The organism is Thalassospira profundimaris (assembly GCF_003326755.1).
GTDB classification, from domain to species: domain Bacteria; phylum Pseudomonadota; class Alphaproteobacteria; order Rhodospirillales; family Thalassospiraceae; genus Thalassospira; species Thalassospira profundimaris_B.
The window spans coordinates 164,041-178,984 of record NZ_JPWH01000004.1; the positions used below are offsets into that span (position 1 = coordinate 164,041).

Annotated in this window: 14 protein-coding genes; 9 read left to right on the plus strand and 5 right to left on the minus strand. The window is 53.2% G+C overall.

The window, feature by feature from the left end; translation table 11 throughout:
* The first annotated feature begins 35 nt into the window (after window positions 1-35).
* The 4 genes from argB (at window position 36) to ftsY (ending at window position 4,772) form a co-directional block, all read left to right on the plus strand.
* On the plus strand, window positions 36-962 hold the full coding sequence (gene argB / locus TH25_RS06870; RefSeq protein WP_114087679.1) for an acetylglutamate kinase: 927 nt from the start codon (window positions 36-38) through the stop codon (window positions 960-962).
* 159 nt (window positions 963-1,121) lie between these two features.
* Window positions 1,122-2,180, plus strand: coding sequence for a GGDEF domain-containing protein (locus tag TH25_RS06875; RefSeq protein ID WP_114087680.1), 1,059 nt, complete (start codon window positions 1,122-1,124; stop codon window positions 2,178-2,180).
* A gap of 412 nt (window positions 2,181-2,592) precedes the next feature.
* Window positions 2,593-3,840: a tRNA (N(6)-L-threonylcarbamoyladenosine(37)-C(2))-methylthiotransferase MtaB gene (gene mtaB / locus TH25_RS06880; RefSeq protein WP_114087681.1), complete on the plus strand. Its 1,248-nt coding sequence runs from the start codon at window positions 2,593-2,595 to the stop codon at window positions 3,838-3,840.
* Entirely contained in the window at window positions 3,837-4,772 is a 936-nt protein-coding gene (ftsY, locus tag TH25_RS06885) for a signal recognition particle-docking protein FtsY (RefSeq protein WP_114087682.1), read from the plus strand. The genes mtaB and ftsY overlap by 4 nt, the downstream gene beginning before the upstream one ends.
* Before the next feature lie 84 nt (window positions 4,773-4,856).
* On the opposite strand, the gene TH25_RS06890 is transcribed toward ftsY, so the two are convergent.
* A complete protein-coding gene (locus tag TH25_RS06890) occupies window positions 4,857-6,227 on the minus strand; it encodes a diacylglycerol/lipid kinase family protein (protein WP_114087683.1) in 1,371 nt (456 codons plus the stop codon).
* A 124-nt stretch (window positions 6,228-6,351) separates the two neighbouring features.
* Complete coding sequence (locus TH25_RS06895; protein ID WP_114087684.1) at window positions 6,352-6,855, minus strand: Dps family protein; 504 nt, start codon at window positions 6,853-6,855, stop codon at window positions 6,352-6,354.
* A gap of 194 nt (window positions 6,856-7,049) precedes the next feature.
* Here TH25_RS06895 and TH25_RS06900 point away from each other — a divergent pair, with 194 nt between their 5' ends.
* On the plus strand, window positions 7,050-7,490 hold the full coding sequence (locus TH25_RS06900; RefSeq protein WP_258549063.1) for a hypothetical protein: 441 nt from the start codon (window positions 7,050-7,052) through the stop codon (window positions 7,488-7,490).
* Window positions 7,491-7,633: 143 nt separating this feature from the next.
* A complete protein-coding gene (locus TH25_RS06905; RefSeq protein ID WP_258549064.1) occupies window positions 7,634-8,227 on the plus strand; it encodes a YqaA family protein in 594 nt (197 codons plus the stop codon).
* Window positions 8,228-8,300: 73 nt separating this feature from the next.
* Here TH25_RS06905 and TH25_RS24720 read toward each other — a convergent pair whose 3' ends face one another.
* Window positions 8,301-8,510 carry a hypothetical protein gene (locus TH25_RS24720; RefSeq protein ID WP_147252992.1) on the minus strand — a complete coding sequence of 70 codons (210 nt, stop codon included), beginning with the start codon at window positions 8,508-8,510 and terminating at the stop codon, window positions 8,301-8,303.
* A gap of 347 nt (window positions 8,511-8,857) precedes the next feature.
* Between TH25_RS24720 and TH25_RS06910 the strand changes: the two genes are divergently transcribed.
* From TH25_RS06910 to TH25_RS06920, 3 genes are all read left to right on the plus strand, one after another.
* Window positions 8,858-9,385 carry an RNA polymerase sigma factor gene (locus tag TH25_RS06910; RefSeq protein ID WP_114087686.1) on the plus strand — a complete coding sequence of 176 codons (528 nt, stop codon included), beginning with the start codon at window positions 8,858-8,860 and terminating at the stop codon, window positions 9,383-9,385.
* Complete coding sequence (locus TH25_RS06915; protein ID WP_114087687.1) at window positions 9,385-9,627, plus strand: hypothetical protein; 243 nt, start codon at window positions 9,385-9,387, stop codon at window positions 9,625-9,627. Before TH25_RS06910 ends, TH25_RS06915 begins: the two co-directional genes overlap by 1 nt.
* 990 nt (window positions 9,628-10,617) lie before the next feature.
* Complete coding sequence (locus TH25_RS06920) at window positions 10,618-12,087, plus strand: AMP nucleosidase (RefSeq protein ID WP_114087688.1); 1,470 nt, start codon at window positions 10,618-10,620, stop codon at window positions 12,085-12,087.
* A 66-nt stretch (window positions 12,088-12,153) separates the two neighbouring features.
* Here the strand turns inward: TH25_RS06920 and TH25_RS06925 are convergent, their stop codons facing one another.
* Window positions 12,154-13,587 (minus strand): serine hydrolase domain-containing protein, encoded by a 1,434-nt coding sequence (locus TH25_RS06925; protein WP_114087689.1) that lies wholly within the window; start codon window positions 13,585-13,587, stop codon window positions 12,154-12,156.
* Between the two features lie 95 nt (window positions 13,588-13,682).
* Window positions 13,683-14,840: an MFS transporter gene (locus TH25_RS06930; protein WP_114087690.1), complete on the minus strand. Its 1,158-nt coding sequence runs from the start codon at window positions 14,838-14,840 to the stop codon at window positions 13,683-13,685.
* Between the last annotated feature and the right edge of the window lie 104 nt (window positions 14,841-14,944).

Consider the following 14,944-nt stretch of genomic DNA (forward strand, 5'->3'; position numbering starts at 1 on the left):
TTTCGTAATACGCGTTGCATGAATTGGGGAGCCCTATGAGCGAAGATATCCGTCCGGAAGATGAAAATTCTGAATCCAGCGCATACCGGACTTTGGCCCGCGCCAAGGTTCTGTCGGAAGCTTTGCCCTATATGCGGCGCTATAACGGCCAGAAAATAGTGATCAAATATGGCGGTCATGCCATGGGCGACCCGGAGCTTGCCCGCCTGTTTGCCCAGGATGTGGTGTTGCTCAAGCAGGTTGGCATGAATCCGATTGTGGTTCATGGCGGCGGCCCGCAGATCGGCCAGATGCTCAAGGAACTCAATATCCAGTCCGAATTTGTTGATGGCCTTCGCGTTACCGACCAGCAAACGATTGACGTGGTTGAAATGGTGCTGGCGGGCAAGATCAACAAGGAAATCGTTTCCAACATCAATTCGTCGGGCGGGGTGGCAGTTGGCCTGTGTGGTAAGGATGCGCATCTGATTACCGCACGTAAACTGACCCGCACCAAGCGCGACCCGGAAAGCAATATTGAAAAGGTTCTCGACCTTGGCTTTGTGGGGGAGCCGGTTGCGGTGAACCCCCATGTGCTCGATTGTTTTGCCAGCACGGATATTATTCCGGTAATTGCACCCATAGGTGTTGATGAAAACGGTCAGACTTACAATATCAATGCAGATACCGCTGCTGGTGCCGTTGCAAAGGCAGTGGGTGCGCGTCGCCTTTATATGCTGACTGATGTGAAAGGTATCCTGGACCAGGAAAAGCAGTTGGTGCGCGATGCTGATGTTGAAAGCATCAATGCCATGATTGCCGATGGGACGATTTCAGGCGGGATGATCCCCAAAACCGAAACCTGCCTTGATGCGGTTCAGAATGGCGTGGAGGCCGCTGTCATTGTTGATGGACGGGCGCCCCATGCCGTGTTGCTGGAATTGTTCACCGAACGGGGGGCCGGTACGATGATCCGGGGATAATTCCCGGGCGCCCTGCTCTGCTGTTGATGGCAAAGATGTGTTTGTCGCACGGATTGATGTATAATCGCTGCTCGGTCACGCAAGGGGTCTGGGGTGCGGTTTTGCAGGTTGTTTGTGTGTTAAACTTTGCCGCAAAAGATTGTGTGGAGCACAAGTAAGGTGACAACAGAGTCTCCTCTTAAATCCCGTTATTGGGACACTGCGTCTGCGACGCTTGATGTATTGCGCGAATATAACCTTTCGCCGGTACCTGAAGTGTTCCATGTCTGGTTTGTTTATTTTGCCGATGAAAATCCGGATATTTTTCGTGCGCTGGATATTGCCCGCCAGCAGGGAACCCGGATTGATGAAAAGCAGCTTTTTGATCTTTATCAGCAGTTTATTCTACACCCGCAGATGGCTGAATTTTTGCTGCAAGGGATGGATGATTTTGCCGATGTCATTGATCATAGCGAGCACAGCATAGGTTCTGTCACAACCGAGTTAAATGTTTATGGCAAGGTTCTGGAAGAAGTTGATGCCGTGTTGCAGCGCGATGGCTGCAAGATGGAAGTTCTGGGGCTTGTTGCCCGTCAGACCCGCCAAATTCGCCAAAGCGTTTCGGCGCTAAGCGAACAGCTTGAAACCTATCATCAGCAAATTACCACTCTTCAGGTTGAATTGGAAAAGGCACGTGAACAGTCTTTTACGGATGGATTGACCCGCGTTTCCAACCGTTTGCATTTTGAACAATTGCTGAGCGGGCTTGCCGAGGACCTGGATAATGAGACCAATATCCAGCCCTTTTGTCTGATGCTGATCGATTTGGACCAGTTTAAACAGATCAATGACCGTTTCGGGCACCGGGTGGGCGATGAAATTCTGGTTCTGATCGCCGGAATACTGAAATCAACGATCAAGGGGCGCGATACGGTCGCACGTTATGGGGGCGACGAATTTACCATTCTGCTGCCGCAAACCAGACTTGATGAGGCGCAATCCCTGGCAGGAGAGCTTTGCAACTCAGTCAGGGTGCGTGAAGTGAGGGCGAAATCCTCGGGGGTTTCGTTTGGGCATATGACAGTCTCGATTGGCGTTGCCGAATATCAAAAGGGGGAAGGGGCCGCGTCCCTGGTCGATCGCACGGACAAAGCCCTGTATCTGGCCAAACAGGCAGGCCGGGATCAATATTGCGTTGCTTTCCCTTCGGTTGATACGGTCGAACCGGCAGGATGTTAAGTCGGTTTGACGATCAAAACATGCGCTGAAGCCTGTCGTGAAACCAAAAGGCGGACGCATGGCAGAATTGTGCGCATGATCATAATCGTCGCTCAGGTCTGTGGGGCGGTTTTGATTTATGCCGTGTTTATGTCAGAAAATTGATTTTTTCGTTCTATAACAACCCATTAAATCTGTTTGCTTGGGCGCGGTAATTTGGTTTTGTCGAAAGAAACCGCGTGCTTGAAGGCATGGTCGCACAGGGTCGGGTGCGGCTGCGGTCTTGCAATCATCGGTGCAAAAGCGTATGTAACCAGCGCCTGACAGCGATTGTTGCTGCCGGGCCATCTGGCGTTTGCGGCAGCGATGGACCGCGATAGTGCCAGAAACAGAATGTGTTTCCGTATTTACCGCCAGCCTTCGAAAGCCGAGCATGACAGAGCCGCGCGTCATTACATTTGGTTGCCGTTTGAACACCTATGAATCCGAGGTGATGCGCGACCACGCCAAGGCCGCGGGGCTGGATGATGCCATCATCATCAATACCTGCGCTGTTACGACCGAGGCCGAACGCCAGGCGCGGCAGAATATTCGTCGCCTGCGCCGCGAAAATCCGGATGCCAAAATTTTTGTGACCGGCTGTGCCGTGCAGGTAAACTCGGACAAATTTGCCGGGATGAAGGAAATCGACCGCATTTTTGGCAATGATACCAAAATGAAGGCGGAAACCTTCATGGATATCAGCCATGAGCGCGTGATCGTAAATGACATTATGTCGGTTGAGGAAACCGCCAGCCACCTTGTTTCCGGCTTTGAAGGCCGGGCGCGTGCCTTTGTCCAGGTTCAAAATGGCTGTGATCATCGCTGTACATTCTGCATCATTCCCTTTGGTCGCGGGAATTCACGCAGCGTGCCACTGGGCGAAATTGTCACCCAGGTGCGCGAACTGGTCGCCAATGGCTATGCCGAGGTGGTTTTGACCGGCGTAGATATTACATCCTATGGCCATGACCTGCCCGGCAAGCCGACATTGGGGCAAATGGCGCGCCGGTTGTTGGCCCAGGTGCCGGAACTGCCGCGTTTGCGTATTTCATCGGTCGATCCGGTGGAAATTGACGAAGATATTTTCCGCCTGATCGAAACCGAACCGCGCCTGATGCCCCATATGCATATCAGCCTCCAAGCGGGCGATGACATGGTGCTCAAGCGTATGAAACGCCGCCATCTGCGCCAGGATGTGATTGATTTTTGCCAAAAGGTTCGCGCACTGCGCCCCGATGTGACCTTTGGCGCCGATATTATTGCCGGTTTCCCCACCGAAACCGATGAAATGGCCGAAAATACCCTGCGCCTGGTTGAAGAATGCGGGCTGATTTACCTGCATGTGTTCCCTTATTCATCGCGCCCGGGCACACCGGCGGCAAAGATGCCCCAGGTTGCCAAGGAAAAGCGCAAGGAACGTGCGGCTGCCTTGCGCGATGCGGGCGAGATTCAGCTTGCGGCATTTTTGCAATCGCGTGTCGGCATGGTGGAAAATGTGCTGATCGAAAAGGAAAATACCGGCCATACGGAGCATTTTGCTCCCGTTGAGCTTGATCGCGTGATAGAACCGGGCACAATCGCCAAGGCCAAAGTCATTGGCCATAAAGACGGAAAACTGATTGCGGAGCTGATGGTATGAGTGAAGAGGGGAAAAAAAGCTGGTTTGCCCGATTGAAGGACGGGTTGAAACGGTCCTCCTCGAAACTGACCACCGGCATTGCCGATATTTTTACCAAGCGCCGTCTGGATGATGATGCGCTGGAAGAATTTGAAGATCTGCTGATCACATCCGACCTTGGCGTTACCACGGCGGCAAAGCTGAGTGGTGAATTGGCAAAAACCCGCTTTGATAAAGAAGTGGATTCGGCCGAAATCCAGGAATTCATTGCCGAGGAAGTCACCAAAATTCTGGACCCGGTGGCAAAGCCGCTGGTGCTGGACCCTGCACGCAAGCCTCACGTGGTGCTGGTGGTGGGGGTTAATGGCTCGGGCAAAACCACCACCATTGGCAAACTGGCAAAATCCTATAAGGATCAGGGACTGAAGGTTATGATGGCGGCGGGCGATACCTTTCGCGCCGCAGCGGTGGAGCAGCTTAAGGTGTGGGGTGAACGCACCGATTGCCCGGTCATTTCGCGTGATACCGGTGCTGATGCCGCAGGTCTTGCCTATGATGCCATTGAACAGGCAAAGCGCCAGGGTATGGATTTGCTGCTGATTGATACGGCAGGCCGGTTGCAGAACAAATCCCATTTGATGGACGAACTTAAAAAGATTGTTCGGGTGATTCGCAAATGCGATGAAACCGCCCCGCATGACACGTTGTTGGTGCTCGATGCCACAACCGGTCAAAACGCGCATTCCCAGGTTGAGCTGTTTTCGGAGGCTACCAATGTTTCCGGCCTGATCGTGACCAAGCTGGATGGTACGGCCAAAGGCGGTGTTGTGGTGGCGCTGGCAGAAAAATTTGGCAAGCCGGTTCATGCTATTGGCGTTGGCGAAAGTGCCGAAGATTTACGCCCGTTCGAGGCCCGTAATTTTGCCCGAAGTCTTGCTGGTCTGGCAGACTGATTTTTGTTTCCACATAAAAACGCCGCCAGGACATCGATCCAGGCGGCGTTTTTGTGGCGTTACCTTTTCACGATTGAAAAAGTGTCAGCCGGTTTCTGTCGAGGAGACGGCGGACAACTGGCCTTCAAGCTCTGTCAGCGTTGATTTCAGCGTCAAAAGGCTGGATTTGATCTGGTCGGGTTTGTCGTCGATGGGGCAGGTTTCAAGCGTGCCCAGAAGCGGCGCGATTTGATTGAGCAACCCGGTTGCCAGACGTTCATCAAGATCGTTTAAAACCCATGACAGTGCCTTGTCGCGCAGGGTTTCCAGGCTGTGGAAATCCGGGTCCGGCGAGGATAGGGGCAGGCCGTAGGGGCGCAGGTCCAGTTCAAGCTGGCGGACAATACCGCGCAGTTTGCGCGATTCATCGTGGCAAACGGCTTTGAACTGCGGGCTGGACGCAATGTTGTAAATTGCTTCAAGCCGGATTGTCAGGTCTTCGGTATCAATGGTGATGTCATTTAGGGCATCGGCATCCGGGATGTCATTTTCCCCCGGGGCGTCGCCAGTAAAGGCGTTGGGGGCAAACACGGTCAGGGCCGCACGGTCCAGCGTAAAAGTTGCCGGCAGTTTGCTAATGATTTCGCCATCCGCGAGGATGGGGTGTGGTTCAGCGCAGTCGATATGAATTTCGTCGCATTCCATTGTCAGGGCCAGTTCGGATTCATCGACGGATCCAAATAACAGGGCCGCGCCAATATCCATTCCCGAAAGCGTATCGACATCGGCCCGAATGGCAAACACATGCAGTTTGCCATCATCAAGGCGCTTGTTTTCGCGCGGGCGCAAACCGCCGCCAAAATACTGGCCGTTGGTAACGGTTAACTGGCGCAGTTTCAAATGCTGCTGGTCATGCCCCGCACAGGTTACGTCCAGTTCCAGCGGGGTCATTTCATGCCAGCTTTGCCAGTTGGCAACCGCATAGCTGATCGCCCCGGTCCAGCGTTTGAGGTCCGGATTAATGCGTTTGCGCGCATCGGCCGGTACGCCGATAGAGGCGGCATTGACAAAACTTTTGCCATTCACCCGGCCAATATCAAGCTGGGCCAACTGGCCGTTAATGGCGGCCTGGGCTGCTTGTATCGGGTCGTCGGGCAGTTTCAGGCTGCGGGCAAAATCATTGGCGGTGCCAAGGGGCAGGGCCAGCAAAACTGTGCCAGACTGGCAAATCGGGTCGATGACCGCATTGATTGTGCCATCACCGCCACCAATGGCGACAATATCGCCAGATGTGGTGTTGGTTTTGATTTGCCCTGTCATGGCCTCGGGACCGTCGCAGAAAACCAGTTCTGTCTGGTATCCGGCATCCTCGAATACACTGCGCAAAGCCTGGGCCCCGTCGCGGCGCCATTTTTCCGGGACCTTGGTGCGCGTCAGCAGCATCAGAACCTTGCCGGTAAGATCAGAGTTTTCCACCTTTGGGGTCTCCCTGTTGAGCAAAACCGCGGGAACGTAGCGTGCGGCACCTTACTATAGGACGTTAATATTCATAAAAAAACCGGCGCCTTTATGGCGCCGGCCGATTTTCGCGCAGGGATGTTTATGCCAAAGTGGCACGCAGCATCCAGGCGGCTTCTTCATGCACGCCAATGCGTGCGGTCAGCATGTCTGCCGTGGTCGGGTCATCAACACTGTCGGCCTCATTGACACCTTCGCGCAGAAGCTTTGCCATTTTCTCGTGGTCCTCAACCAGTTCCCGGATCATCTCCTCAGTGCTGAGAAGTTCGGTTTCGTCGGTAATGATCGAGTTTTTGATCATGGTCGAAAGGCCGGTCGGCGCATTAAAACCAATGGCACGAATACGTTCTGCCATGTCGTCATTGGCGCTGTGCAGGTCTTCGTACTGTTCTTCGGTCATTTTATGAAGCGAATAGAAGCTTGGCCCCACCACATTCCAGTGAACGCCGCGCACCTTTCCATACAGAACATGCGTTGATGCCACAATCTGGGTCAGCATTTCCGAGAGTTTGCGGCGATCCTTGCGCTCCACGCCGGTTTCAACGGGCAATTCCTGGGCGACGCTTTGCATATTGCTCTCAGCCATAAGTGACTCCTGTTTTTCGTGCGAGTTGGTAAGTTGCATCAACTTGATGATTGCCCATAGAACGCCTTTGAAAAGACAAGGTTCCAGATAAATAAATAACGGTGAACGGGAACATCATCTTGTCCATCCCGTTATCAGGTCAAGGCAACGTCAAATAAAGATGTCGCTTGATTAAACAAAAAACGGAGGTTGTGATGCTTGCAAAAGCAATGTTGATGGCTGGTACGATTATGGTTTCGTCGGCGGTTGTGCTTCCGGCATATGCAGATTCGATGAAAACCGATGACGCGATCGAACACGATGCAACCGAGATGAAGCAAGACGCCCAGAATAAGTATGAAGAAGCCAAGGACTTTACCTACGACAAGAAGTCCGAATTCATGGAATGGGCTCAAAAGCAGTCTGATGCTCTGGGTGAACAATATGACGAGATGAAAGAATCCGCATCCGACAAGGGTGACAGTACCTGGGATGCCGTAAAAGATGCCTGGAACGATGCCAAAGAAAACCTGAGTGCGGCAATGGACGATGTTCAGGAATCCTCTGCCGAAACCTGGGAAGATGTGAAGGCCGAGACCGTTGATGCCTTAAACGAGGCCCAAAAAGCACTCGATGACAAGTCCGACGCCCAATAACCGACATCACAACCATTTTGGGCGCGTGTCAGTCCAAGGGTGCTTTGACCCGCCCCGGCTTTTCCGGGGTGGGTCATTTTCATATGGAGACAGTCTCCGGTAAAAATTCCGGATTTATAGTGCGGCGATGAAAGCAGAGGCCAATGAACCAGATGCAGGGCGACGACATGAACGAAACCAGCCGTGGCGGACCCCGATGGTGGCGGCGTGTACGGCACTTGCTGGAAGGGCTTGCCAAAGGGAAGCGCGGGCTGGCCGGTGTGGCGACTGCTTCATTTCTGGAAACGACAATTATTCCCATTCCCGTCGAAATCATTGTCGCGCCCCTGATGGCCGTTTCACAGAAACGCGGCCTGAAAATAGCCACGGCGACCCTGATTGGCAGTGTGCTGGGGGCGGTTATGCTTTATTTTCTGTCGCTGTGGGTTTTTGATGATGTCGTTAATCCGTTCCTGGACTGGACCCAGGGGCATGAAGAATTTGATCAGCTCAAACAGCGCTTCCACGAAGGCGGTTTCTGGCTGGTATTTATTATTAGTGTGACACCCGCCCCCATGCAGCTTGCAGCCCTGGCCGCCGGAGCAACGGATTATTCATTCTGGATGTTTTTTACCGCGATTTTTCTGTCCAGGGCGATTCGCTATTATGGACTTTTCGCGATTGTTCACCTGCTGGGCGTTGGATATGTGCGTTACTTTGCCGGAAAAAAGCAGAAAAAATGGCAAAATAGTGCCTGAATATTGCAAGTAATTGCCTTGTTTCCTGAAACAAAAACGCCCGGTGAAATTTTCCCGGGCATTTTTTTTGCGGTTATTCGGCTTCGATGCGAAAATCCGTGGTGGTTTTACCCTCGACTTCGGGGGCGTCAACGTCCTCGGCGACCAGTCCCCGGCGAATTAATTCGCGGATTGCAGCTGCCCGGGTGGGCATTCTGTGCTCGAAACGCCAGTCATCAATGACCTTCAGTTCATCGTCATCGAGCATAATCTGGAGCTTTTCCGTCCGTTTTGAAGTGGGCACTTTGTGCTCCTTTGCTCATCCGCGCCCCTGGTTTGGGGGGGCGGAAACCATTGATATTCGTAGGTTTCAGAAATTTTTGAGTAAGTGACGTTACCTCCGTTTTCTCCGTAACTCAACCACAATACTGATTTTAATCAGAATACGGACATTCATCAATATAAGTAAAGTAATCAAAGTATATAAGGTTGGTATTGTCATGATGTTATTGAGAGTGTTGATGTTATTCACCCTGCGTTAGTTGTTTATACTGTGTATAGGGAGTGTGTTGATGTAGTGAAGTATACGAAATTACTTGGAATATCTCTGGTGTTTGTTAGGGTTGGTCATCAACAAAAACGGAGGTTGTGATGTCGGGCCAAGTAATGAATGAAATCGAAGATCATGTTCCTGCACTGCGTCGTCATGCTTATCGACTGACCGGGTCCCAGGACCGTGCAAACGATCTCGTTCAAGACACTCTGCTCAAAGCCATCAGCAAACAGGACAAATTTGAAGAGGGGACCAGCCTTAAGGCCTGGTTGCATCGTATTCTGTTTAACACCTTTATTTCTGAAGTGCGCCGCACCAAGACACGAGGCCATCATGTGGACTGGGATGATCTTGGTGATGTCTATGGGCATGGCAGCAATCAGATCGCGCGTTTGCAGCTTCGTGACGCGGATCGCGTTCTTGATGAACTTCCCGAGCAGGAGCGTCAGGCCATTCTGTTAACGACGGTAGAAGAAATGTCCTATCAGGACGCTGCCGAGTTCATGAATGTTGAAATTGGCACAGTAAAGTCGCGTGTTGGTCGCGCCCGCCGCAAGTTGCGTGGCATGGTTGGACAAATTGAAACACGTGAACATGTTTCCCGTTTTGTATCGGAGGCAAGTTAATGGCAGCAGTTCTTGCTATTTATGGCAGGGAAGACATTCTGAAGTATGTGCAGGGCAATATCGAAACGGATGCTGACAGGCACGAAATCGAACAGCTTGTCCAAAGCGATCCAATGGCAGCAAAAACCGTTATCGATATTGAAAAAGGTCATGTAAACGACACAAAAATGGTCGACTTTCTTCAATATCGCCGCGTACAACGGCTGAAGAGGTTAGCCAAGTCTGTTGGCCTGCTTCACTAGACTGTGACATACGGGATTGTCATCTTTTCCCTCAACGTCTTTTTTGTTCAATCCCGAATTGGGCCGGTTTCTTGTATAGAAGCCGGCCTCTTTTTATTTCGTGATTACTATTTTCTTCAATATTTGTATGTTTTTCAATATATTGGCGTCTTTTTTGTAGTGATGTTCCTACTTTTTCCCGGGTCGCGACTCGAAGATATTAAAGGAGCAGTTTCGTATGCGAGTCGCTCCGGGCGTGTGTTTTTTGGCAAATATGACCTCTGTCTTGCCAGGCTGTATCGTTGTGTCGGGTTTGGGTGCGGCAGCGATCTGGGGAAATATCTCTGTGTTATTTGATCCTGATGCCGGGGGCGAACGCTTTTCGGCGTGTTGGCAGGTTTGGAGCTCAATTTCCCGGTTTATTTGAAGCTTGCATCCGCACCATTTTTAGCGTATCAAAAACAAATGACCAGTAGTCATTTATTGGTTTTCGGCAAGTGTGCCTCTTGTCGAACTGGGGTTGTGGTCTTTTTCCTCAACGTCTTATCAGCCCCTTTCCTGGGTCGGTGCTATTGCTCCGGCCCTTTTTTTATCTGTATTTCTCTGTTGTTTGCTGGCTTTCCCCGCTTTGGGGAACGCTTGGGGGCATTTGTGCGTGATAATCCTTTTCTGACCCAATAAGTGACTATTGGTCATTTGTTGGGCGTTTGCCCCATTTCCTTCCTTTGACCCCTTGGCAGTCGCCGGGGTGTGAACCGCCGGGTGATGCGTTTCTTTGCCGATTGTGGCAAACTGTCATTTGGAATTTTTGAAAATTATGGGCAAAATTTATAATTGGTGTCGCCCAATGCCGTGGAATCAGGCGCTTTTTTGCACAATTCCGGTTTTTGGATTACTCGGGGCAGGCTGGGGGGGCATTTCACGATTGCGCAATTGGGGGGTTGCCAGAACCGGGTTGAGCGGTGATACATCTCTCGCTCACAACCAAAAAGAATAAAAAGGAGCAATATTATGGTATCCGGAATTCACGGATCGGTTCGCGATCTTTTTGAATTTACCGATGCAGACAGGGCACTGGCCCGTATTCGCGATATTTACGATACTGGCGCAACCGCCGTGCGCGAGGCCTTTACCCGCTTTGGCGAAGGGCAGCAAACGTCGCCTGTTCGCGCTTATTACCCGTATCTTGGTATCGAGGTTCCGCCCGAAAAGCTGCATGTTGAAAGCACGCTGTCCTATGGTGCGCCGCGTGATCCAGGGGTTTATGGCACCACGCTGACACGCCCGGACCTGTTTGAGGAATATTACCGCGAACAGATCGAGCTTTTGCTGAAAAATCACGATGTTCCGGTTGTCGTCGGGGTGTCCGAGCGGCCCATTCCGTTGCCGTTTCTGGTGGAAACCGCAACCGATGCCATCGGCCCGACCGACATTCGCCAGTTGCAGATGACCTTTGATATGCCCGATCTGGCGCGGACAGACGATGACATTGCCAATGGCGTGCATATCCGCACGGGCGATGTGCCCAAGCCCCTGTCGCTGTTTTCGGGCGAACGGGTGGATTATTCTCTGGCCCGCCTGCGGCATTACACCGCAACCCTGCCGGAGCATTTCCAGAAATTCGTTCTGTTCACCAATTACCAGCGCTATGTCGATGAATTCATCGAATATGCCAAATCGCAACTTGAAGACCCCAAAAGCCCCTATGTCGCCTTTGTCGAGCCGGGGCCGGCCGTGCATGTGCGCAAAAACGCCCCCAAAAAATGGCAGGCAGGTGGGGAAGCGGTTAAACAGCTTCCGCAAATGCCATCTTACCATTTGATCCGGGAAGATGGCCTGGGGGTGACGCTGGTTAATATCGGGGTTGGGCCCTCCAATGCCAAAACCGCGACCGACCATATCGCGGTGCTGCGCCCGCATTGCTGGCTGATGCTGGGCCATTGTGCCGGTCTGCGTCGCAGCCAGCTTCTGGGCGATTATGTTTTGGCACATGGCTATGTCCGGGATGACCATGTTCTGGATTCCGACCTGCCGCTGTGGATTCCGGTGGCACCGATTGCCGAGGTCCAGGTCGCCCTGGCAGATTCCGTTGCCAAAATCACCGGCCTGACAGGCAAGGAAATGAAAGCACGGATGCGCACCGGCACCGTTGCCACCACCGATAACCGCAACTGGGAACTGCGTTACAGCGAATTGTTCGTTCGCCTGAACCAGGCCCGCGCGATTGCGGTGGATATGGAAAGTGCCACCATTGCCGCCAATGGTTTCCGCTTTCGTGTACCCTATGGCACGCTTTTATGTGTGTCCGATAAACCGGTGCATGGCGAATTGAAACTGCCTGGCATGGCGAACAATTTCTATCGCCAGCGGATTGGTCAGCATCTTGAGATTGGCCTGCAAACCATCGAAACCCTGCGCGCTGAAGTTAATCAGCTCCATTCGCGCAAACTTCGTTCGTTGGACGAGCCTGCCTTTAGATAATTTTGTCGCCAGACAATGTTTTTCAAATAAAAGTGCCCCGCCAAAGATATTTGGCGGGGTCTTTTATTACTTGTTTGTGTTCCGGGATTCTTGCGCTTCGTCTTGCTTGTCCGCGTTTTCCTGATGCTCTGGGAACAGGGCAGCGATACCGCCGACAAATTTGTGCAGGTCAAAGGCCTTTGCCTTGCGGGTCAGGCCAAGCCGTACAATCACCAGATCTTTGGATGGAATAACGCTAAGCGATTGTCCATCATGCCCCAGCGCGAAAAAGGCGTCGGCCGGGATGGCCGGGGTGTCGGCGGGGTGTTGCCCGTCGGATGGCAGTTTAAGCCACCAATGTGCGCCATACATGCCGTTTGGCGCGTGCGGTGCCGGGCTGGTGGCATGGGTAACCCAGCCTTCGGGCAACAGGCGTGTGCCATTCCAGATGCCGTCCTGCAAATAAAGCTGGCCCAGTTTGGCCCATTCGCGCCCGGTTGCGTGCATGAAGCTCGATGCGACCAGATAACCGTCACTATCGGTCTCGACCACCGCATGATTCATGCCCAGTGGACGAAACAGCAATTCGGCCGGCAAAGCCTGATATTGCTGGATCGACCGGCTGAGATTGCGCATGGCGGCTGACAGGACATTGGTGGTGCCGGAACTGTATTGCCATTCGCTGCCCGGTGTTGCCACCAGCGGTTTGGATACGGCCAGTCCGGCGGCGCTGGGCGCGACAAACAGCATCTGCACCACATCGGAAATCGGGTTCCAGTAGCTTTCGTCAAATTCCAGGCCGCTGCGCATTTGCAGCAATTCATCATAGGTTATTTTGGCGCGCGGGTCGTCGGGCTGGGTATCCCATTCGTTAATGCTGACGGGATAATTAAGCGGCGGTAACATGCCGGTCATGCGCATCCGCCCCAAAATGGCGGAAAAGGCGCTTTTGGTCATCGACCAGCCGGTCAGCGGGGTGTTGACGGAAATACCACTGGCATAGCGTTCGGCCACAACCTGCCCTTTATACAGGATGACAATGGCGCGCGTGCGACGGCTGGGTTTCAGTTCGGGCTCATCCATTGCGGCGGCCAGAATATTGTTTAACTGGCGCCGGTCCACCGCCGGGGGTACGGGGGCTGTCATCAGGGGCTGGGGGGCAATCGGGCGCAAAACCGGGCTGCTGTTTTGCATGCTGGTCGCGTTTTCCGGGTTGGTCAGGGTACAGCCCATATTGGGCCGATAAACGGCAATCCGGGTCCGAAAGCCAAAGGCATGGGCACTTACGGTTTGGTGGCGCAAGTCAATATTGGCGGTAATCAGCGAGAGCATCGGGTTATTGTCAGCCAGCACATCTTCCTTAAGCGCGCGTTCCGAGGATAACCCGCTGACAAAGATGCGCGAACACATGACCTTGGCGGTGTAACCCGCCCCAACCGGGGCCAGCCAGATGAAAAAGCCGGAAACAGCAACAATAATCAGCAGTACCAAACCGACAAATATGGCTTTCAGCCAGGCCATTCCACATCCTTCACCCTTGTTTTGCGCAAGGGAAAGTCGCCCGCTTTGATCTTTTGGTCAAGGGGTGGTTACCGTAAGGATGTGAAATATCCCATTCATGCCACAATGCGGATCCGCTTGCCTGCAATGGTCATGGCCAGCAGATAGAACAGGGCAAAGGCCATTGCCGCCCCGTGCCAGGCAAAATCATCAATGATCAGGCCGGAAACCGGCGGAATGATCACGACAAATATTTCGGCAAATTGTGCAAGCATCCCTTGCAGGGCCGGCATGGAAAGGGTTTTGCCGGCAATGCGCGGCAACAGGGCAAAACACGTACCCGCGACGATGCCCTGACCGATATTGAAGGCACATAACACGGCAACCACCGTGATCAGGCCCGGGGCACTGTAAATGATGGCAATGCTAATCGCCATAAGGGGAAGACCGAACAGCAGCAATACCCGCCCCTGAACATTCCGTCCCAGCAAAATACCGCCCAACAGGGATCCGCCAATATTGCCAATGATGGTGGTGACACCAATGATGGTGGCGGCCATTGTCAGGCCAATACCCAGCCTGTCCATCAGCATGGCGGGCATAAAGGCCACGGTTGCCGATGTCGTACCGCCAAAAATGGCAAATGTCAGGGAAACGGCCAGGGCATTTTTATTGCGCAATACACCCGCGATGCCGCTGGTCAGGGACCGGCCGAAACCCTCGCGGGCGGGGGCGGTTCGCAGCATGAGCGGAAGAATGAAGACCAGCCCCGGAAGCGCACAACCCAACACCGCCGCCCGCCAGCCCAGCCACGCGCTTAACCCGGCACTGATCCAGGTGCCCAGCGCAATGCCGACCGGCACAAATGTGCCCCATAACCCCATCGCCAGTGCGACCACGCGCCGATTCCCCAGATGTGTCATCCAGCTTGGCGCGGCGACAACAATCAGCAAATAGCCAATGCTGGTCAGAAACCGGCCAAGATATAAAAAGGCAATATGATCAGCCTGTGAAAAAACCAGTGCGCCCAGGGCCATCGTGATGACCCCGGCCATGACGGCCTTCTTAAGGCCCAGCCGTGCTGCCCATATCCCGGAAGGCAGGGCGCAAAGGGCTCCGGCGGCGGTAATGAGCGATGCGACCAGGCCAAACTCGGCTTGCGACAGATCGAACTGGCCGCGCAGCATATTCGCAATCGGGCCGACCAGCCCCACCTGCATTGAGGCGCAAAGTCCGGTTCCATACAGAAAAACAATGGGCAAAAAGGCACGCATGGCAGTTCTTTCTGGTTTTGGATTGCGTGCTTTTAGCGTGTTGCGGCCATTAGGGCCACGTATGAAATATGCGTGTGAACCGGGGCAAGAGATGGCCTGCCGGT